This is a genomic window from Scytonema sp. UIC 10036, from assembly GCF_009725235.1.
On record NZ_WJFC01000008.1, the window covers coordinates 38,874 to 60,775 of the forward strand.

The 21,902-nt window shown below is 39.0% G+C and carries 17 protein-coding genes; all 17 read right to left on the reverse strand.

The window, feature by feature from the left end:
* Positions 1 to 76: 76 nt before the first annotated feature.
* The 17 genes from F7734_RS05855 to F7734_RS05935 all read right to left on the reverse strand — a co-directional run bounded on the left by F7734_RS05855 (position 77) and on the right by F7734_RS05935 (position 20,974).
* Complete coding sequence (locus F7734_RS05855) at positions 77 to 1,234, reverse strand: DegT/DnrJ/EryC1/StrS family aminotransferase (RefSeq protein ID WP_155743797.1); 1,158 nt, start codon at positions 1,232 to 1,234, stop codon at positions 77 to 79.
* Between the two features lie 162 nt (positions 1,235 to 1,396).
* The gene (locus F7734_RS05860; protein WP_155743798.1) at positions 1,397 to 2,470 is read right to left on the reverse strand and encodes a FemAB family protein; all 1,074 of its coding nucleotides are present in this window, start codon (positions 2,468 to 2,470) and stop codon (positions 1,397 to 1,399) included.
* A 41-nt stretch (positions 2,471 to 2,511) separates the two neighbouring features.
* Positions 2,512 to 3,399 carry a phytanoyl-CoA dioxygenase family protein gene (locus F7734_RS05865; RefSeq protein WP_166481752.1) on the reverse strand — a complete coding sequence of 296 codons (888 nt, stop codon included), beginning with the start codon at positions 3,397 to 3,399 and terminating at the stop codon, positions 2,512 to 2,514.
* A 261-nt stretch (positions 3,400 to 3,660) separates the two neighbouring features.
* A complete protein-coding gene (locus tag F7734_RS05870) occupies positions 3,661 to 4,326 on the reverse strand; it encodes a PIG-L deacetylase family protein (protein ID WP_155743799.1) in 666 nt (221 codons plus the stop codon).
* Between the two features lie 218 nt (positions 4,327 to 4,544).
* Positions 4,545 to 5,471 (reverse strand): sugar transferase, encoded by a 927-nt coding sequence (locus F7734_RS05875; protein ID WP_155743800.1) that lies wholly within the window; start codon positions 5,469 to 5,471, stop codon positions 4,545 to 4,547.
* Positions 5,461 to 6,429: a GNAT family N-acetyltransferase gene (locus tag F7734_RS05880; protein WP_155743801.1), complete on the reverse strand. Its 969-nt coding sequence runs from the start codon at positions 6,427 to 6,429 to the stop codon at positions 5,461 to 5,463. Before F7734_RS05880 ends, F7734_RS05875 begins: the two co-directional genes overlap by 11 nt.
* Positions 6,430 to 6,439: 10 nt before the next feature.
* Positions 6,440 to 6,673, reverse strand: coding sequence for an acyl carrier protein (locus F7734_RS60545; protein ID WP_166481753.1), 234 nt, complete (start codon positions 6,671 to 6,673; stop codon positions 6,440 to 6,442).
* The gene (locus F7734_RS65960; protein ID WP_155743803.1) at positions 6,660 to 8,387 is read right to left on the reverse strand and encodes an HAD-IIIC family phosphatase; all 1,728 of its coding nucleotides are present in this window, start codon (positions 8,385 to 8,387) and stop codon (positions 6,660 to 6,662) included. The genes F7734_RS60545 and F7734_RS65960 overlap by 14 nt, the downstream gene beginning before the upstream one ends.
* Positions 8,387 to 8,851: a VOC family protein gene (locus F7734_RS05895; protein ID WP_166481754.1), complete on the reverse strand. Its 465-nt coding sequence runs from the start codon at positions 8,849 to 8,851 to the stop codon at positions 8,387 to 8,389. The genes F7734_RS65960 and F7734_RS05895 overlap by 1 nt, the downstream gene beginning before the upstream one ends.
* A gap of 48 nt (positions 8,852 to 8,899) precedes the next feature.
* On the reverse strand, positions 8,900 to 10,081 hold the full coding sequence (locus F7734_RS05900) for a glycosyltransferase family 4 protein (RefSeq protein ID WP_155743805.1): 1,182 nt from the start codon (positions 10,079 to 10,081) through the stop codon (positions 8,900 to 8,902).
* Positions 10,082 to 10,160: 79 nt separating this feature from the next.
* A complete protein-coding gene (locus F7734_RS05905; protein WP_347566136.1) occupies positions 10,161 to 11,372 on the reverse strand; it encodes a glycosyltransferase in 1,212 nt (403 codons plus the stop codon).
* Positions 11,362 to 12,741, reverse strand: a complete 1,380-nt coding sequence (locus F7734_RS05910; protein WP_155743806.1) for an O-antigen polymerase — start codon at positions 12,739 to 12,741, stop codon at positions 11,362 to 11,364. Before F7734_RS05910 ends, F7734_RS05905 begins: the two co-directional genes overlap by 11 nt.
* A gap of 63 nt (positions 12,742 to 12,804) precedes the next feature.
* A complete protein-coding gene (locus F7734_RS05915; protein WP_155743807.1) occupies positions 12,805 to 13,896 on the reverse strand; it encodes a glycosyltransferase in 1,092 nt (363 codons plus the stop codon).
* A 72-nt stretch (positions 13,897 to 13,968) separates the two neighbouring features.
* Positions 13,969 to 15,141 (reverse strand): glycosyltransferase family 4 protein, encoded by a 1,173-nt coding sequence (locus tag F7734_RS05920; RefSeq protein ID WP_155743808.1) that lies wholly within the window; start codon positions 15,139 to 15,141, stop codon positions 13,969 to 13,971.
* A gap of 343 nt (positions 15,142 to 15,484) precedes the next feature.
* Positions 15,485 to 16,891: a DUF4832 domain-containing protein gene (locus tag F7734_RS05925; protein ID WP_243146716.1), complete on the reverse strand. Its 1,407-nt coding sequence runs from the start codon at positions 16,889 to 16,891 to the stop codon at positions 15,485 to 15,487.
* 186 nt (positions 16,892 to 17,077) lie between these two features.
* On the reverse strand, positions 17,078 to 18,439 hold the full coding sequence (locus tag F7734_RS05930; RefSeq protein ID WP_243146717.1) for a lipid II flippase MurJ: 1,362 nt from the start codon (positions 18,437 to 18,439) through the stop codon (positions 17,078 to 17,080).
* A gap of 516 nt (positions 18,440 to 18,955) precedes the next feature.
* Positions 18,956 to 20,974 carry a nucleoside-diphosphate sugar epimerase/dehydratase gene (locus F7734_RS05935; protein ID WP_155743810.1) on the reverse strand — a complete coding sequence of 673 codons (2,019 nt, stop codon included), beginning with the start codon at positions 20,972 to 20,974 and terminating at the stop codon, positions 18,956 to 18,958.
* Between the last annotated feature and the right edge of the window lie 928 nt (positions 20,975 to 21,902).

A 21,902-nucleotide genomic window follows, 5' to 3' on the forward strand; every position in this document is an offset into this window, starting at 1 on the left:
ACAGAGAATGTACTCCAATTTTGGCTTGTGCTATCTAAGCCTCAGAGTTAGTTTAAGTTGTTTAATTATTGCCTACTTATAACAAAACGGGGTGATTTTTTTTACTATTATGGTAAACTGCCATAATTGCACCAATAACCCGCTCTAAATCTTCGTTTGTGAGATTAGATCCAGAAGGCAAACAGAGACCCCTTTCAAATAAGTCTTCTGCTACCATACCACCAATACATTCACAATCAGCAAACACGGGCTGTAGGTGCAATGGTTTCCATACAGGACGAGTTTCAATTTGCTGTTCGGCTAGTGCTAAGCGGACTTGTTCTCGATCTACACCAAAAGCACCTGGATCGATTGTCAGACACGTAAGCCAACGAGTAGCGTGTCCAAAAGCAGCTTCTGGCATAAATTCTATTCCTGGCAAATTTCCCAATCTCTTTTGATAAATCTCAAAATTGCGGCGTCTAGCTGCTACTCGCTCATTCAAAACCCGCAACTGACCGCGACCGATACCAGCTAAAACATTGCTAAGGCGATAGTTGTAACCAATTTCTGAATGTTGATAATGAGGAGCTGGATCTCGTGCTTGGGTTGCCAAAAAACGGGCTTTGTCCACTAGGCTTGCTTCATTAGAAACTAACATTCCACCGCCGGAGGTGGTAATGATTTTATTGCCATTGAAGGAGTAAATGCCAATGCGCCCGAAGGTTCCTGGCGATCGCTTTTTGTAAGTAGCTCCTAAAGATTCAGCCGCATCTTCAATCAAGGGGATTTCATAACGATTACAAGCTGCCAAAATGGGATCGATATCCGCGCTTTGACCATACAGATGTACAAGCAAAACCGCTTTCGGCAATTTGCCAACACGTGCGCGTTGTTCTAGCACTTTCCCCAACAAGTTGGGATTCATGTTCCAAGAAGTGCGATCGCTATCAATAAAGACGGGTTTTGCCCCTAGATAAGTTATTGGATTTGCAGTGGCGGCAAAAGTCAGGGTAGAGCAAAAAACCTCATCACCATACTCAACGCCAATTAATCGCAACGCCAAATGAATAGCCGCCGTACCTGAACTTAACGCAGCAGCATGGCTTGCTCCAATGACTTGACAGAATTCTTGCTCGAAAGCATTCACATGAGGACCAACGGGAGCAATCCAGTTAGTTTCAAAGGCTTCTTGAACAAATGCCAGTTCCTCATCCCCCATATGTGGAGTTGAGAGCAAAATGGGTTTAGACATAATTATTTTCAGTAATTTGGATTCTCAATACAAGAGTGCAACAATTCAAATACTTTCATTGTACAAGTTGAAAAACTTTCCTGGATTTTGTCCTATAGATGTCAGGCACTAGTTTATCATTTATAACTTGTGTTGTTGAAAGAGGTGTTGTGTCAGGAGTATTTAGCGTGAACGATAAGCAGGAAAGAAGTTTGACTGTAGCAATTCTGAAGCTGTTATTCCCAGTACTTTTGCTCTTAAGTTTACTAACTGATGATATTTCTCCTCGTCAGTTATCAAGCGCAATGTTAAAAACTTATGAGACAGTTGAGAGAAACCCGATTTGAAATTGTACAAACTATCCTCTGTGGAACCACCGACTCCACCACCCAAGTGCAAAAATTCATTGCCACGTTCCTGTGCCCAGTATCTTGCATAGTCAGTCTCGAAACTACCTGGTGATAAATGAACATACTGGTTTCTTGTTCCACCTAATGTGCTTTGTACAATTCCACAACATTCTGTATACAAACCTACACAAGCAACCTGATTTTCGTATTCAACAATGCATAGATGAAGAGTAGATCCTAACAAATCATTCATTTGAGTGAAATATTCAGTACTAAAGGAGTAATATCCTGCCGTTGCATTAACACGTCTCATCGTTTCTTCATAAATTCCAACAAACTCGTCCATATAATCTTGAAATGGAACCATCTTTGCAACCATTCCGAGACGCTTACACTTATTTATAGTGCTGCGATGTCCTTTTCTGGTGTGGCTCCACAAGTTAGCAATCTTCAAATCTATCGAAACTGTTTCTCCATTGAGTGTAAAAGTTTCTGCTTTAAAGATTTCGGTAAAATTTTCATTTAGAATTGGATGCAAACGAAAGAAAGCAGAGCATATCCCCCGAGAGCAAAATTCCTGCTTCACTTTATCTAAAGCAGCATCTGGAAAGCCTGGTGTATTGATAGCTGCTTCATTTAGCAAGATTCCTGGATAACCATAGGGAGAAATAACATCAAAAACATCTGCTGCTTTTCCTTCTTCAAACAGTATGTCATTACAGTTTCTTAGCAAATAAGGCACAAAAAATTTTTTGTCACCTTCGGTTATTAAAATAGCTTCAGGAATGCCACCAGTTCTTTTAGACTCTAAATATAGATACTCAGGTAAATGGTAAAAATCATGACGGAGATCTTGCAGTGTTTGCAACCACAAATCGTTTTCTAATTCAATGACTTGTACATTCATATTATTTCTCCAATTTTTCTATTTCAGAATCTGAATATTTACTACCTATCTTCTGCCGACCACAATACAGGAAATACTGATGGGTCTGTGTAATCCGGATTGCCGTTGGGTAGTTTCCGACATATTCGGTCAAGAAAGTGATGTATTTGTTCTCCTTTCTCATTCCAGTAAGCTTGATAGCGGTTGGCATCGTCTTGTAAATGTACAGCCATTGCTAAGCGAATCGAATTGCTGTAATTTGGATAGCTGCCGTGGATTATCCCACAGTGATGAAAACTGATTTGTCCCTTCTTTAAGGTCATCGGTACTTCAACAATCATTCGTCCTTCTTGGGTGAATTTTTTTTCTGTTTCCTTAAGATTCGGATGGTTGAAGCAACGCAGGTGGTCTGTGCCTGACCACTTATGGCTCCCGTCAATTACAACAAGTGGTCCTATCGATTCGTCACAATCATGGAAAGGTATCCAGGCGGCAAGCAGGTTATCTGAGGTACAGTTAGAACAGTAAGCGCGATCCGTATGCCAGCCAACTACGCCCTTGCCATCCTTGGCTTGAGGAGCCTTGTAGACAAGTTGATCTTCAAAAAGACGAATTCGTTTGCTTTTCGTGAGTCTAGCAGCTATCGCCCCAATAATAGGCTGTAATGCCAGTTGCCGAAGTTCTTTCTTTTGCAAAGAAAGAAATTCATTATTACGAATAGCATCAGGCTCTCCAGGCTTCCAGTTGCTATAACCGCTACTGTAGGGAAGTGTTGCATCTCTCTCCCCACGATAGAATTTTTCGCTACCCAAAATGGCTTCATCAATAATCTCGTCTGGAATGACTTTTTTTGAAATATACCAACCGTGTTCCTCGTAAAAAGCCACTTCTTCGTCTGTAGGTAAAAGGGCTAGCTGTTCTTCTGACAAACTTGGCGCAATCTTCTGCACATTTTTCTCCTCATAGATTCTAATTTTGGAATTGCAGGATTTTGTTAATTAAGTTCTTTATTTTAAGTCTTCTTTGTTTTACAAGTTAATGCTTTACTCAATCTTTAATTTTCATTTTTACATAATAAATTATTTATCACTTAATATTAGTAATTCAAGTGATAAATAAATTTATAACACAGGTCGTGCTAAATATTGCAAAAATTTAAGCAGAAATGTTCATGACTATTTTCCACTCCTTATGGCGTCTTTATTATCTGCTCACATAATATTTCGCAAGAGAACAAAAGCTTCTGCTGCAAAGCATCCCACTGTACTACCACGTAAAGTTGCTAAGGCTTTGATAGTCTCTTCTGAACGTTCATGAGGATAGGGCTTCATCTGAGAAGCATACATTCGCATAGCTTGGCTTTTTGTTTCAAGGTAAGCAGAAATATTAATGAATACGTTGGGGACAAAGTTGGGAGTCAAATAAGGAGCATTCCAGTTGGTTTCTGAAAGGGTTTCGTAAGTATAAATAGCTTTTGGAGCAAAACTGTTTATGGGTCTAGCAGCAACCAGCGCGGATAAAAACACTCTTTGATGATCCATATGAATATCGCCATTGAATGGAATAAAAAGAGTATCTGGTTGTACGTGTTTGCATACTTCAATGAGTTTACTATTTAACTCACGATGAGGTATGGTATCTAGCTCAGCAGCCGGGAAAGATAGGAAGATAGTCTCCTTTACACCCAATATCTTATGCGCTGCCAATGCTTCCTGCTTTTCCTGTTCCATCACATCTTGTGCATCTTTGTCAGTTTCTTGGGTCACAATGACCACGCAAACTTCAGCATCTTCGGCAGCAAATCGAGCAATTGTTCCTCCAACTCCTAGGACTTCATCATCAAGATGAGGAGCAATCACGAGAATTTTTTTATTCAAAATTTACCTCCTTTTCTATCAGGGTTTTATGTAACTACAGAATTTTAACACTGTATGAGACAGTCACACTTCGCCAAAAATGGGCGTCATCCTAAGTAGCATTCAAATATAGCCATGTTGTGTGAGCGCTCGGTTATCCGCCTTTTGCTAACTGCTGATAACTGACGCTCTTGGTATAAAGTCCACCCTGCCAAAAATTCCATTCTACTTTTTTGAGCTTATTGTTTCGACAAAAGAAGGGTAAGGTTTGGGTTCACCTGTTCTAAAATTTGCTTTTTGAGAGTTTTTTCCATATCTTCCAAGCTTGTGAGTGTGCCAGCAGGGGTGTGGCGATATAGAATTCCTGCTGCCTCTTTGAGACAAGCTTCTAGGCGTTCAAGTTCTTCTCGAGTCATAAAGATAGGGTTTTCGTTGTTTGCTGGCAACAAATATTCGCTAGTACTAGATTCTGCATTCAGTTCAAATTGATCTCCTCGACCTGTTTGCCAGCCATTTTCTCCATAAACACCTTCTTTGAGCAGCACGACTGGGATAGTTCTGAGAAGAATCACCAAATCCAACCACCAAGTCCAGTTTTTTACATACCAAAGGTCTAACTTTATCCTTTCGTCTACATCATTAAGAGCACCACCATTAACTTGTTGCCATCCTGTGATTCCTGGAGGCATTAATAGGCGTTGTCTTTCCCATTCCGTATAAGTAGGCAGCGCTGACATAAGAACCGGTCTGGGACCAACTAAGCTCATGTCGCCAAGCAAAACATTGAAAATTTGCGGTAATTCATCAAGATGATATTCGCGCAAGAACTGACCAATGGGAGTGACACGCGGGTCACCCTTGAATGTAGCTAAACCTGCGCCTTGACGAGCAGCGCCATCAATCATTGAACGGAATTTATAGATTTTAAAAGGCTTACCTAGCCTTCCCAGACGTTCTTGATAAAATAAAACAGGTCCTGGAGAAGTCAGCCGAACTGCCAAGGCAATAAGCGCAAAAACAGGTAGTAAGATAAGGCACAATATGCCTGAAAACAGTATATCAAATGAACGTTTAAAGGCTAAATGAACTCTAATCCCTTTACGCTCGCTTAAATAAGCTTGCTCAACTTCTTTCCACTTTTGTATTGTCCAAAGATTAGTATACATCTGAATCTCCCATTTGAATATTCCAACTGTTGTTAGAGGCTAGAATTGCGTCATTTTGTGAAGAGAGATTGAAATAGCCAAAGTTTGTTTTTCGACCTGTGGGCGATAATCCAGCATCTGGAAGCAGGTTAAACAGCGATGACAAAGGAAGCGCCCAGCAAGAGACTCGTTCAACTTGCGATTGAGCAAACTCCTTGAAAGCAGATACCAATAAATGTTTTGCTGTTGATGCTTGAGCAATAGGTACTTGCCAATCTACAATATGACCATAGCGGACGCCCGAACGCACATATTCTTTGAGAAAAGCATAACCTTGCATCTTATCCAAGGAACCAACTACCAGCAACTTGTATTCGGCATCAGGATTCTGAAAGAAGCGCCAGTGTAGCCAAGGTGGTGTTCTTCTACCACTAATTCCTTTTTGGTTTTCTTCATCGTTTGGCAGTGACAAACTAGGTACAAACTCCAGAGGAAAATCTGTCCAAATCTGGATTTTAGTGTCCATTTGGCTATCCGGCAAAAGCAATGGACCTTCCCATTCTGTAAGTTGCGGTAAAGCTTGCCATCCTAAAACGACCTGTCGAACCTTCCAAGCTGCATCGTTAGGAAAGGCGTAGAGAAACAACAAACCTCGCTGGCGGCAGATATCGTAAGCCAGGTGAGCCATTTCTATTAGCGTTGTTAAATTCCTCGCCGATGGGTGTACCATTGTGCCAACTGCCAAACCAGCCAAGCAGGGTTTCCCATGTAACCAAAAGGGTCGCGGTTGTACGGCATAGTGCCCAATAATGCCCTCATTGTTCTCAGCAACCACAATAATTGCTGGTTCTTCAGGCATCTGTTGGTAAACCCATTGCCAGTCTTGGTAAGAGACATCTACATTGAAGACAGCACGATAAAGTGCTAAAATTCCTAATTCGTCACCAGGACGAAAAGAACGAACTGTTGGCTTTTCCACGATCTAAGCCTCACAATGCATTGTGCTGGCGTAATGCATCCTCTATCCGCGCCACCGATACTAATTCAGCTATTTCAGAGGTTTTGAATTTGACGTTGTAACTACGTTCAATATTGAGAATGACATCAAGGTGTTTGAGAGAATCCCACGCTTCGATAGTGTCACTACTAGCGTCAGGGGCGAGCACTTCAGGAGCTACTTCTAGTGCTTCTGCAATCGCTTGTCTTAATTTAGATTCGTACATCAGCTTTTGCCTCAAGAATTTTGATCCAAGATGGTTGTTGTAGCAATGAAATCGGCATTTTAAATTCCCAAGATTCACCCTGCCAATCTTCCGGGGGTTCCAGACCATATTTCGACAAAAACCCACGCGTAGGAGCATTTTTCTGAGTAGGTCGAAAGCATCCAGTTAACCTTGCCCCGTCCTGTTCTGCTTTATCTACTAAATAGGCAAAAAAAGCATCTTCAACGCTTCTACCTAAAGCACGACAACTCATGAGAAAATTTTCCAGTTCCCAGCACCCTAATTCCTCACGAATAATGGCTGCTCCCACAATTCCTAAATCCCCAAATTTGTCTTGAAGTTGCAAGCTATAAAGTCGGTAGTTGGGATTGGTGGCTAGGGCTTGCACTTCATTTTCGCTATAACGGCGAGTTGTGAAATTAAATTGGTTTGTACGTTGGCTTAATTGAGCAATTCGGGGAAGAGCAAAGTCACTAGCTTCGCGAATAGTAACGACTATTTCTAGGGAAGAATAAAATTCCTCTAGGGAAGCAGATTGATTTTGTTCCAAATAAATTTCTCTTTGTACTTGTTGGCGGTACATTTCACCGCGCCGACGATCCTCATCTGTAACTGATAGGGTATCGAAGCATTCCAGTTCCAAAAGCTGTGCAACATAGTCCGAAGGATCATCTGGTACATCTACAACCAGTACTTCTGGCAATTGATGGCTAACTATTTCACGTTCTACAGGACTGTCATCCCAAAAAACTAAGCTGTCCAGACCGATGTTTAGTTTTTTAGCAATGCGGCGCAGATTTTCCGGTTTTGGTTCCCAGTTAATCTCCATACAGGCAAAATGCTCTGGATGCAATATTGTGTCTGGATGTTCCCGCAACACTGCCATAGCGTCATCGGGATTGTTCTTACTGCAAACTGCCAAAATGACCCCGCGTTGTGAAAGTGCTAGGGCTGCCATCTGAAACTCACGATAGGCTAGCCCTATCCCTTCATGTCCGAGTTGAATTCCTAACAGCCCATCTTCACCAATCACACCTCCCCACAATGTATTGTCTAGGTCTAAGACCAAACATTTACGACTTGGTGTAAAAAGTGCAGCAATATAACGAGTATATTCATTGGCAAGAAGATTTAACCCTGTCCTTGCGAGTCGGATGCGGCCAAGATGCCAAAGGCGGCGATCGCACCAAGTCTGCCAACCGTGCTTTGCAACTAATGTCGCGTAGTCGAATAGAAGCAACCGTGATTCTGTCTTGCAGCGATCGCGCAGCTTGCGATTGAATGTTTCTGCTGCAATGTTGAGACAATATCCTGCATTACCCTCCAGTAAACCCAAAGGAGTTACAGAGCTAACAATTGTATTATGACATAGGACAATACTTTGTGGGGGCAAATTGTGAAGTAAGTGGCTCACAACCGTTTCAGATCTTTGCCATGCCTTCTCGCCGACTTTTTCAGCTTCTTCTGAAAGAAGAACAGAATCAGAGGGTATCAGATCGGAAAACTCGGCGAACAGTACAACGATATCGGGGGCAAATTGGTAGAGTTCAGAGGATGGATTGAGTGCGTTAGCTTCCCACTGACCGTAACCACTAAAGTAAAGTTTGATATCAAAGCCACGCTGATTGAGTGTAGCTTCCAATTTACGTGCTATTAATTCTAAGTTAAATGAACAAAGAATAGCTAGACGCAAGGAACGTATTGTAACGCTCACTAATTATTTCCTCCTTGTTCCAAAAATTCGATGATAGTGCCATGCCAGTAAACAAAGGCGATATGCTTACCTTGGAAAGCAACAGCTGGAACGGGAGTACAAGTAATAATTCCTCCTTGTTCTCGCACATAGTCACAGCTAGCGTTAATGTCATCAACCAGGTAGCAAAGGTGATGAAACCCCGGACCGCGCTTCTTAAGAAAATTGGAAACTGGACTGTCTGGTTCCGCAGGTTCCACAAGTTCAATTAAGACATTTGACCCGGAATTGATAAACTGAACCCGAACTTTTTGAATGGGGTCATGGTAGATGGGGGTTGCAGCCTCAAAACCCATTCCTGAATATAAGTTAAAACCAGTACTAATGCTTTGGACAACTATACCTATATGATGTAGGGTTAGAGTTTTGCCCGGTACATTAACTTTTTCCTTCCCAAGAGCCTCAGCATACAAATTTTCAGCCATAAATCTATCAGCACTCCATATCACCAAAATTAAACCCATTCATTTTTGTCAACATTTTTTAGAAAGTTCTGGAAACAAAATTCCTAACTCTTGATAAAATTTCATCAGCCGTTGAAATACCATTTCTTCATCATATTCAGCTTCCACGCGCTCCCGGCTTGCTTTGCCATAAGCTTGTCGTAATTCAGGTTTAGCTAGTAATGTTCCCAAAGCCTCAGCTAACTTTTCACTATTTTTAGGTGGCACAATTAAGCCTGTTCTTCCATGCACCACTGCTTCTCGACAACCTCGAACATCTGTGGCGACAATTGGTAAACTCATTGACATTGCTTCCAAGATAGAGCGCGGTAATCCTTCATTAAAATACGTAGGCAGCGTAAAGATATCTAAAAGACCTAAAATCTCCGGAATATCTTGGCGATCGCCTGTGAGGGTAACACGATCCTCTAACCCTTGGATCTGAATTTTTTCAATGAGTTCCTTTTGGAAAGGTTCAGGGTCAGTGTTCAGTTGACCGCCAATTATTACAACGTGCAAATTAGGAAACTGAGGGAGTAGCTTCGCCGTGGCTTCAATCAGATATCCACTCCCTTTCTTCCGAGTTAAACGCCCAATTGTACCAATTACTAAGTCAGCAGTGTCTGGGATACCTAAGGATTTACGTAATTCCTTTTGGTGAGTTGAATCGAGGCGAGCGCGATTGAAGCGATGAATATCTACACCATTGCCAAGGTAACAGATTTTCTCCGGTTGACAAAGACCCAATTTCTGAGCGGTGGCGGTATCTTCATAATTTTGACTGAGAATGAGGTCAGTAAAGTTAGCACAGATTTTTTCAGCTGTGAAGTAAAAAAGATATTGACTGGGGGGGGATAGATCGTGGAAGGGAAAACCGTGGCTAGTGTAAACTATGCGTTTGATACCAGCTAGTTTTGCAGCAATACGCCCCAACACCGCAGCTATCGGTGTATGTACATGGACTAAATCATACTGATGCTGTCGCATTAACTTCATCAGTTGATAAATACTTTTCAAGTTTGAGATAGGAGAAATCCGACGGTCAATCTGAATTGGGCGGACTATATATCCTTGCTTTTGTAATTCTTCAACATCTGAGTCTGGAGAGCAAGCAATTTCTACTGATAAATTTCGAGACAAAAAGTAATTGATTTGAGGTAGCAAAAGTATTTTGGCAGTTCCGCCGATAGCACAAAGCTGAAGAATTTTCATTGTGATGAGATTTTTCGTTGATTTTGGTATAGAACAATACGACAATCACTCAGCATTTTTCAGAAATAAGGTTTTTTTTCTAAATATCCTTAACTGAACTGTATTGAGGTATGGGAAGTCCTCTCAAGTTTTGTTTAGTCAAAATATTTTCATACAAATTCTCATATTCAGTGACAACAGATTCTAATGAAAAGGATGTAATAATTCTGTCTCGTGCTGCTTTCTTTATGGCTTCCCTAGCCTCCGAATCTAGCTCAATTAACTCTTTCCAAGCATGAGCTAAGGCTTCTGGATTCTTTGGAGGTACAACCCGTCCAGTATTACTGACTATCCAAGCTGAATCTCCGACGTCTGTTACCACGCAAGGCACACCACAAGCCATCGCTTCCCCTAAGATCATAGGAAATGCTTCACCATAGGCAGAAGCAGAAGAAGCAATATCTAGAGCAGCACTGAGGCGAGGTATATCATTGCGCTCTCCTAACAGATGTGTTTGATGACAAAGTGAGAGTTCTTCAATTAACTGATGCAACTCCTGATTTTCTCGATCAACTCCTGTTCCAACTAGAAGAAAGTGTGTATTTGGATAGTCCTTTAACACAATTGCAGCAGCACGCAGAAAATTAGCATGGTCTTTCATTGGATGATAACGACAAATTAATCCAATCAAAAAAGTATTTTCTGGTAAATTCAGCTCCTCTCGAACACTTAATCTAGCTTCAATTGATGGCTTAAATAACGAAGTGTCAGAGCCATTTGGAATTAAACAGCTATTCTCACTGTCATAACCTAATGCTTCATGTTGTATTTGACTAGTCTGAGAAACAAAAACAATCTTGCTAGGTAATTTAGAAAGCCAAGCCAACAATTTAATAATAGCTGCTGACAATTTTTTCTCGAAGGTCAGTGAATAAATAGAATGATGAATATTCCAGACAACAGGTATTTTATATGAGACAAAAATAACAGATATTTGTGCTGCTAAAATGCCGTGGTACATCCAGCCTTGAATCAAATCGGGTTTGATTTGACGAACTGTATGAACTAAACGCCATAATGCTGCTGGTGTAGGTATTCCTGTTTTCATGTCAATCGTATGAACAGGTATGCCTAAGGCGGCGATGCGATTGCCTAAAGCACCACAATCCATCAAAGAAACTACAATTGGCTTAAATCGCATTCTATTGGTTTTGGACAGTAACTTGTACAGCATCATTTCTGCACCACCGATTGAAAGTCCAGTAATGATATGCAATATAACTTTTTTGCCTGAATTATTATCAGCGTACACAGCTTTTCTTTCCTGTTTTTTTATGATTTTGAGGTTGAAGTATGGTAATTTTACTAGCTAAAGATAGTAAGAGAATCATTGAGAAAAAAAGTCCTAAATTAGGGAATATTAATACTCTGGGATCTCCTGCTGTAAAATAATCTAACCATATTTTTGCTATAACTATGTAAAGAAAAGGCACCCAACATATGTCAAAAATATTATTCAGTAAAATGTTTTGTAAGTAGCGACCAATCCATCCATATATAAAACAAACAAGAATGAGTCCAAACCAAGACATACTATAGATACCAAATGCTAGAAAGCCAGTTGGGATTTCATATTCATTTGTTCCTATGATGTAATAAGTGTTGTAATAAGAAATTGTTTGTGGAACTTCAATATCATTTAATAAGCGCTCTGGTAAGAGAGTCACAAAAGCATATATCCAATCCACAAATAACCGTGGTTCATAATTTGTATAAAAAGCTGCATCTAGGGAATGAAGGGGGTAAACAAAACTACTCATAAATTTTTCAAAACTAAATCCTTCATCTGGAGAATTTCTGAGAAATTCTTGAAATTTTTCCACCACGGCACCCAAACCATCAGGGAGGGCAGTTAAACTGAAAAATAACGGTTTTCCATAGACAATAAAGAGAGATATAAAACAGACAAAAGGAATGACAAAGCCCCAAGAGAATTTTCCAGTTTGAAGAACATAAACTAAATAAAATACAATATAGTAGGTTATCCAGCCTCCTCGAGAACCTATCATAGTAACTGCAATCGTGGAAATGACGATTGAAAAGATAAATACAAAAAATAAAAGTAATCTTCGTTTTTTGATTTTTTTAATAAATAAAAAACTTGCTAATAAATAAGATGTTAATTGTGACAATACCATGAAATGTTTAAAAAATACTAGTCCCCCGCCTGTATCCACTATATCTGCTTGTTGTCGTATTAAATTAGCATTAGACAATGCATATACAAATCCTCCATATTGCGAACTATATAAATAAATTGAAATCATTGAAAGTAAAAGTAAAAAATAGGATAATAAAACTACCATATTATCTTTACTTTTAATTAAAATATTTCCTCCATTTTTTTGAGATGAAGATGAATAAAAACCAAGAACTACAACAAAATATCCAATAAATATGGCTAATCCAGTTTGTATGTTGCTGATGTAAAGGGTTGAACGGAAATTCAATAGAGAGCTTGAACTCCTCCAATCAGCATCCAGTAAGAATGCTGGTAAGGGATACATTAGGATATAAATTATATTGAATAAGCTTAAAAAATCGATGGCTTTTGCCTTTTTTCGGAAAAATTCTAGAAAAATGATAAAAACTATGAGACCTAAATAAGCTGTAGCTAACATTTACAACTCCTCTAACAGAGTGTACTTTATTTGCTTTATGAAAATCAAAAATGAGAAGATTGTTTAGGTATAACCTAAAAGCGCCAAATATTTCGAGACTGCTTGTTCAACAGAAAAATTCATTGCCTGCTTTACTAAAAAATCTCGATTCACAGGAGCATCCAACACTTTTAACATTGCTTTAAACATTTCTGTTGCATCTCCGACCGACACCAAACACCCATATTTTCCGTCTTCTAAAATTTCTTTTGGTCCGCTAGGGCAATCTGTAGAAATCACAGGACAACCACAAGCCATAGCCTCAATTAATACTGTAGGCAATCCTTCCCAACGAGAAGAAAGTATAAATGCACTAGCATTAAACATATAGGCATAAGGGTTTTCAACGAAACCTGGTAGGGAAACATCATCAGCGATTCCCAACCTATGAATCATCCTTTCTAGTTCAGCCCGACATTCTCCCTCACCTAAAATTAATAACCGAGCCAATCTTTGTTTTCTAAGGAGTGCAAAAGCTTGAATTAAAGTTGGGAAATCTTTTTGTTCTGTTAACCGTCCCACAGCCAAAAAAACGGGGGGATCTCCTTCCTGAAACCAGGGATTATCTAAAGGAGTTTTTGCTTTCTTCAGCAACTCACTATTGACAACTGGATTGTAGATGACACTAACCTTTCCTGCTGCAAGACCAAGTTGTGCTTGTAAATCTTCGGCTACACCTTTAGAAACCCCCACAATAGCATCTGCATTCGGATAAAGCCATTTCATAAACGGCGGTACAAATCTAGCCCGGAATAATTTCGATTTTTCCACTGATAAAGTGTTATGTTCTACCAACACCAACTTGGTTTTTGTGCGAGCAAGTTTTTTGGCTGACACTGCTACTACGTTTGCATGACTCATATGTGACACTAGCCCATATGGTCTGTTTTGTTGTAAGTAACGGGACAAAGGCAGTAAAGCCTTTATGACTCGTCCAACCTCTAAGTTCACGACACGCACTTGCTTGGGTATGTTATTCAAATACGGTCCTTCTGCACTAGCTATGACTAGGTCTAAAGACACATTGGGTCTTAACATACCGTTAAGTAAATTCAGTGTGACACGTTCAGCTCCACCACCATGTAAAGTAGGAATAAAGAAAGCAATGCGTTGCATAAATTAACTATGTAGAATTACAGATACACGAATTGCGCGATCGCGCAATTCTATTTGGAATTAACAGGTAAATTAATAGGATTTGGATACAACTGTTTTTTTGAGACTTCTGTTATTATTTGCTTTGTTATTTAAAACATCACCAAATAAGTCTTCCCACATACCTATTATCTTTTCTAGCTTGAAACGTTCTGCGCCAGAAGGAGCTTCAGCTGCCAACCGTTGCCGCTCTTGTTCATTAGACATCAAACGATCTATTGCAATAGCTAATGATGATACATCTTCATTTGGCACTAAAATCCCATCTACACCTTCACGGATAATTTCTCTTGGTCCGCTAGGGCAATCTGTAGAAATGACTGGTAACCCACATGCCATTGCTTCGATTAAAACATTCCCAAAACCTTCAAAGCGGGAAGACAACACAAAGAGCTTGGAATGTTTTAATACGGGAAAGGGGTTACTTAACAGTCCTGGTAGAAAGACCTGATGAGTTAAGCCTAAAGTTTCTCTAAGCTTCTCAAGCTCGGAACGATTTTCTCCTTCTCCTAATATTATAAGTTGCCAATCTAAATGTTGTTGAGCAATTTTTTTGAAGGCATACAACAAAATATCAAAACCTTTTTGATAAGTCAATCGACCCATAGCAATCACCCATTTCTTTTCTGGATCGGCATCTTTAAGCAAGTTGGTCGTACTTGCTTCATCTTGAACAGGGGCTAATGGGTTATAGATAACTGCTCTTTTTGTTTTTGGCAACCAATCAAAATAATTATCAACTCCTTTGCTTGTGCTCACTATTTTAGCAGCTGTCGGATAAGTTATACGTCGCAACTTATCCCACCAGCTTCCGCTTGAACTCATGTGGGGATTATTTTGCTCGCTAACTATAACAGGATATCCTGACTTTATAAGTGCAAGCAATGTCAATATATTAGGTCGATTTAGAAAAGAAATAACTAGGTTAGGCTGAAATGAGCAAATTGCCCTTCTCAATATCCAAATTCGATAAACATTATTCCATAAACCATGAATTAGTGTTGGTGAGTTACTTGCAATGTTCAAAGCAACTCTTTGAACATTACTTGGTAGTGTGTAAAAATCAGCTTGTTCACCGAATAGCGTCACTACTGCAACTTGATGCCCTTTTTTTAAAAAACCTTCAGCTAGCAAAACCACAGCACGCTCAGCACCACCGCCTGCAAGAGATGAAATTACCAAGGTTAATCGCATTGCTTTTGTCATATCCTTTATTCTTTCAATAAAAATGTTTGTTAACTTTTTTCATCCCTCAATAATATTCCGTGGCACAAATACTTTTATTGAAGTTTATGTAAATTCCTGTTAGGGTGTTTCATTGAAACTACAGCATCAGTACAGTCATATCAAAAAGCAGGTTTCTTTATAGAGGCACGCTGAATGAAAGTGTTTGTATGCCTACGAAATATTAATCTTTCCAACACGGAGAAAGCAAGTTTTTTGCCTCCATTTTAACTACTGGAACGTCAATCTAAGGTGCAGGAAAGCTTTTCCACTGCTTTGCTTACCATTAGCTAAAGCACTTTGCAAGAACTGAGATTAAGGTACTTTAGTTACGAGGTTTAAAAAAAGTATCTCCTGAATACTCTCTTTTTACTGAGTTTTGCTCAATCATAATGCTGGTTAATAAAGAATTATAACCTGTGGATTCTTCCCAGACATTTTTATTAGCAAGCCTGATGGAATACTCTGGGAGTTTATTTAATCTGGGAGTAGGATCGGCTAGATTTAAGAAAACTTGATATTCTCCTATAGGTATGGTTTGGGGAATACTGCCTACAATCTTTACTATCTTAATCTCACCAGGCATCCACATCCGTGGATCGTCGTTTACAGGTAAATAATATTCGTTTCCTGTTTCACGGTTACGTAATACAATTTCAACATCGCGTGGATTGTAGGGGCTAGCCCAACCATCGTTGGTAATTTCAAATTTCATAGAAAAAGTTTCCCCTGATTTGACTATCTCTGGAATTTCTGATTTGAGAAGACGAAAGCGGTAGCCTAAACGGCGTTTAATTTCTGCCATACACCCTTGAGTTTCCCAATCTTGTAATATTTCTCTGCCGTCATATACATCCTCGTTTAATACACTCCAACGCATTTGTGCTAGTTCTTGTAAAGTATTGGGACAATCGTCATATGGACTGGGATTGCAAACTTCGCCCCCTTGAACCACAAATCGATTATCAAGATTTAAAAAGCTCTTTTGTTTGTCTACTTCCTGCGGATCGGTACTGCTATACGTACCCCAATCATCAATATCGGCTAAAAAACAATCGTTATGAGCACCAGTTCTTGCACGATAAGATTCATTGAAGGCTTCATTAGGGGTGAGAGGGTTCTCATTATTAAATGCATCCCTTTTGTAATGTGTGTACCGTAAAGCAACCATCCGTTCAGGCGGCAAAACGGATAGGGCTTTAAACAAGATTTCTCGCCTAGCCTCAGGGTTTTCGCGCAAGCCGTATCTAGATATATTAGACCACTCTCCCCAATAACCAATAAAACCCGCCTCCATATAAGCAATTACATCATAATTAGCCTTAAATATTGGCTTCAATTGCTCAAGATGAGATAGTATTCTCTTCTTAGGGGCGTCGTCTCCACCTCCTCGCCAATTGTAAGTGAATCGGAGAATCAGCTTAACCCTAGCTTCTCGAGCGGTTTCAAAGTCTTCTGATATCATGTTCAGAAAAGACTCCGAGAGCGGTTTATGCCTAAATTCTTCAATCAGATAAATACGACGGACTAACGTTATATTTCGACTTTTTAGCTTTTGTAAATTATAAAGGTTTAAGGGAGGAGCAGGAACATTCCCTACTGGACTCGATACAGCCATAAATCCTCTTTCGGGATTAGGAAAAATTTCATTGCTACCTTGATACACTATGGCTTTTTTGGCAGATGCTTGACAAGTTATTGCTACACATGAGAAAACCATAGTTACAATCATAACCACTGAAAATAAATTGTTTTTTGAACTGGATTTCTTATTTTTTTGTATATTATTTGAGTTTATCATTACCAAATCCTTTGTTTGATTTTACTGTTTTATAAGTTTTTGAAGAAGTCAAAAAAATACAACTAACAAAAAAACAGCTTTTATAAAGTTTTTTTGAAAGATATGAAGATTCCAAAATTACTCGTATAGCTTTTTTTGTAATTTCTGATTTTCTTCAATTTTTTGAATTGCAAATAGAAAAACTGTTAAAAAAGAACACAAATAAATACAACTAGTAGACAAAGCTATTCCTTTTATTCCCATCCAATTTATAAACAAATAATTTAATGTTACATTGACGATGGTATTTAATGCAGAAACCCACACAAGAATATGGTTCTTTTGCATTGATGTAATTAACCTAACAACTAAAATATTAGCCACATAAAAAGGTAATTGCAAGCTGTAATAGGCTTGTATTTGAGCTACTAACTGTGTATTTTCTACCGTAAAAGAACCTCTTTGAAAAAGCACCTGAACTATAACTTCAGAAAATATGAACAGAAGTACTGTTAGTGGTACAGTAGTCAAAAATATGAGTTGTAGGTATTGCTTAAGTGTACGATCTACTCCCTTCCAATCTTGACAAGCAAGCATTTTTGAAAAATAAGGAATAACAGCAGTGCTTAATGCCGTAGTTATTAGGCTAATTGGAGAAGCTATCACTTTGTTACCGTAATTTAGTGCTGCTACGCTTCCAGGAGATAACATTGCTGCCATGACTTGGTCAATTGAACCAGCAGTACATATTAATAATGACCCTGCAACAATTGGGGCATACTGGTTAGCAACCAAGCGCATATTAGCATCAAAGCCATACCACTTTGGTAGCAATGAAAGGCCTTGCCGATGCAGACCAATTCCTAAAATAACTATTTCCACCACTGCACCTAAGACCAGTGCTACAGCTAAAGCAAAGATACCCCATGACTTAAACCCAACGAGCAAAATAACAGTTATAACCGGAGTGATGATTGGGCATATAGCAGCAAGTGCAAAACGTTCTCCTGCATTCAAAATAGCGGCCCATATGGTAATAATCCCATTCAGTAGGACAATCGGCGAGATCGCACACAGGAGACGAAAAGTTAGATCTAACTTTTGGGAACTAAACCCTAATGCAATTAATGGCAAATACAGTGGTGCAGTGCCGATCATCAATGTGGTAGCAATTACTAGCAACGCTAAACTCCAGACTGTTGCTCCAGAAAACAATTTTTGACCTGCTGTTTTTCCTTCCTGCTCTCTTACTTTAATATAGGTAGGAATCAGGGCAGCATTAAAAGAGGCAGCTACTACGTTAATGATAAAACTGGGAATCACCAAGGCAATTAAAAATGCATCTATCTCATCTCCTGTACCAAACCTCCAAGCAACTACCAATTCTTTACCTACAGATGCTACTTTGACGAATATCGTTAAAAACCCAACTATAACAGCGGCACCAAAAATTTTGCGATTTATAGAACCGCTTGTCAGTTTTTTCCACTCATCAAGCAATCTTTGCGGTTTCCAGTGGTTCATAGAGAATACCCGTACTCCATTGTAATTTCATCTTGCACTTTCATCTACTTTTTTAGGTTTTTCATTTCTTCGCTCTTTATACAAAGAATTAGTTATAAAGTCTCGACAGATAAGTGCTACCAGATAAATTTAGATACCCATCCCGAGCTAGCAAGTTCTAACAGAACTTTATTTGTTAATAAATTTTGATTAAGTACATCTCTTATTAAGATTTCAAAAAAATATTCACTATGTGCAACCTCCAGTTAATTTTAATTAAGTCAAATCCTCTCTTTGTCATACTTTTTATTTTGTTAATTTTATGAAAATATTTTTTTAAATTATTTTCATAAATTCTAAATGATGTGTAAAAATTTGAAGGACTGTAGATAGGGGACTAAAGCTTACCACATGAAGTTTTTGGTAGCATTACCCCACCTACATATATTTCAGAAATCAAATCATAGTCCTATTGTATTCCTAAATCACTGATTTCTGATTATTTTCTGCATTTTATGTCCTTAAGTTTACCAAACAATCAACATTTGAATTTGTGATGTAACCACTATTGTTACCAACATCCAATGTTTGAGCAATTTGTAAGGATTGAGGTTTGTAACCGGGTACAAGTTTCTCCAGCCACAACAAGATTGAATTCACATCATTATGATTTGCTGCCTTACACAAATATTCTATGTAAACTCCTAAATATTCTGGAAGAATACGACTGGCATTTTTCACGACAAACAATTTCTTATGTTGTGTTGGTTCGTACTCTTCTCCTTGAATAAATAATTCCTCATATAGCTTTTCTCCAGGACGCAAACCTGTAAATACAATGTCAATGTCTTTATTAACTTCATACCCAGAAAGGTGAATGAGTTCTTTAGCTAAATCCACAATTTTGACAGGTTCGCCCATATTCATCATCAACACTTCACCACTTCTACCAAGCACTGCAGCTTGCAAAACAAGTTGAACAGCTTCTGGGATAGTCATGAAATAACGGCAGATGTCAGGATGAGTCACTGTTACTGGACCGCCACCTGCAATTTGTTTTGTAAATGTAGGTACAACACTTCCACGACTACCTAAAACGTTACCAAAACGAACCGCAACATAAGATTTGCCACTTTCTCTTGCTGCTTGCAGTACTAACATCTCAGCAGTTCTCTTGCTAGCCCCCATGACATTAGTAGGGTTAACCGCCTTGTCTGTAGAAATCATGACAAAATGTTTGACGTCATATTGTAGTGCCAAGTCCAGCAAATTTTTCGTTCCAATCACGTTGTTAGTAATTGCTTCTGCTGGATTTAATTCCATTAAAGGGACATGTTTGTGTGCTGCAGCATGAAAAACGACATCTGGTTGGAATTTCTCGAAAGCCTGTTTCAGACGTTCTTGAAAGCGAATATCAGCTATGAAAGCAAAAACACGAGAAGTACGTCTTTGTTCGTTGTTGTCGTTTTTAATGAATTGGACAGCCTGTTCAAGTTCTTGTTGAATGTTGAAGACAGAATTTTCTCCATGTCCTACAAGAATCATTTCAGCAGGTCCCGATTTAAAGATTTGACGGCAAAGCTCGCTACCAATAGACCCACCTGCTCCCGTAATCAGTACTTTTTTGCCTTGAAGAAATTGATACACTCTCTCGATATCTGTCTGTACGGGTTCGCGTCTGAGCAAATCTTCGATCCTGACATCTCGAATACTATCTACTCGCACGCGACCATTTAAGATTTCATGTATCCCAGGTAAAGTACTTGTTTGAATTCCTGTTGCTTTACAAATATCTACGATTTCTCGCATGACTTGTCCTGGTACCGTGGGCATGGCAATGATAACCTTATGGATATCAAGAGCTTTGACTGTATCAGGAATTCCGGTGCGATCGCCTACTACAGGAATACCTCGAATTCTTGCGTGTAATTTTTTAGAGTCATCATCAATGAAGGCAACAGGATAAAAACCCAGTTGGGGATTGCGCTGCATTTCTTCTACCAGAGAAACCCCTGCACTACCTGCACCAACTATCAACACTCGTTCTCGTGGATTGATGCTTGCACGCCACAGACTAGCTCTTTCCACAACCCTAATACTAAAACGCAGTGCCACAATCAAAACAAACGAAAGCATACCATCGATTAATGGTAGCAAGTGCGGGACTCCATCGCTCATTAAGTTTGCGTAAACCAAAACATTAAATAGCAAGGTTTGGCTCCCTACTGCAACTGCCATAAGTATGGCTATATCTATTAATTCTTCAATACTGGCGTAACGCCAATAACGCCTGTAAAAACCAAAACTCCAAAATACACTAATTTTGGCGCATAAAAACAGTGTGGTTACTAGTGCTAGCTCTGATACGTAAGTAGCGATATCAAAATTGCCATCCAAACACAAAAGCAGAGCTAACAATGGCGTCACAGAGAAAATAATGATATCGCAAATGAACAAGTGACGGTTTCTAAGTTTCAGCAGTGTGGTTAATAAACTGTTCTTTGATGTTGGATTAATGGTGTGAGAAGTCATGAACAACCTTCGAACGCTTTGAAGAGAAACAATACTAACTCTAGCCTTGAGAGCTTGACTTTCTATAGGGTTATGTGGATGCGTAAACTATGCAAGCCTTTGAAAGATCTAATTTACAAAAACCTAAAACACAGTGACAAAATACCTTCTGCACTAGAAAAAGGATACCTATTATACCAGCAAACTGTGTTAGCACCACACGTCAGGTACCCTTATAGAAATAATCAATATTATACAAATCAGGGATTTTTACCTATTACAAAACGTAATAGATACCTTTGTTAGAGAATTCAAGGCAGGTTTTCTTGGGGATTTTAAGCGATTGAAGAGAGGACTGGTGGTGCAGTTTTGGCGTTTCTCAGTAGAAACTTAATTTTTACCCTGTGTATGTGCTTTTAAAACATTCAAGCTACTTAGATGCCAATAGATGTTACTGCTAAGTGATTTGCAGAACGTAACCCTGGTTTAATATGGTTTTAAAGTTTACATCCACATATCAAATTACAATACGAGAAAATTCTCTCAACAGAACTTTATTAAAACATTAAATTTAATATCCCTATAGACTTACGTAAAGCTCGACTTAAGTTTCCCAAGCATAAGCCTTTGACACACTAAATTACCTTTACTCTCTATAAAACTTTGTAAACAACTTATAAAGTAAACCCTTACAAGTAGGTGAGGATAAATGTATTTATCATTGGGAAATAACAGCTATGCTGAGGACAGAAGAACAGACAATAGCGATCGCATAAAACGAAATTACTCTATGAATATTTTCGCTTAGAGATGCGCCATAACGCATCTCTACTATTTGAAAATATTAACCAAGTAGTATTTAAAGGGAACAGAGTTTAACCCTTGTTTAGAGGATGTTTTAAAAGTCATAATCGATCACCCCACCCTAACCCTCCCCTTATAAAGGGGA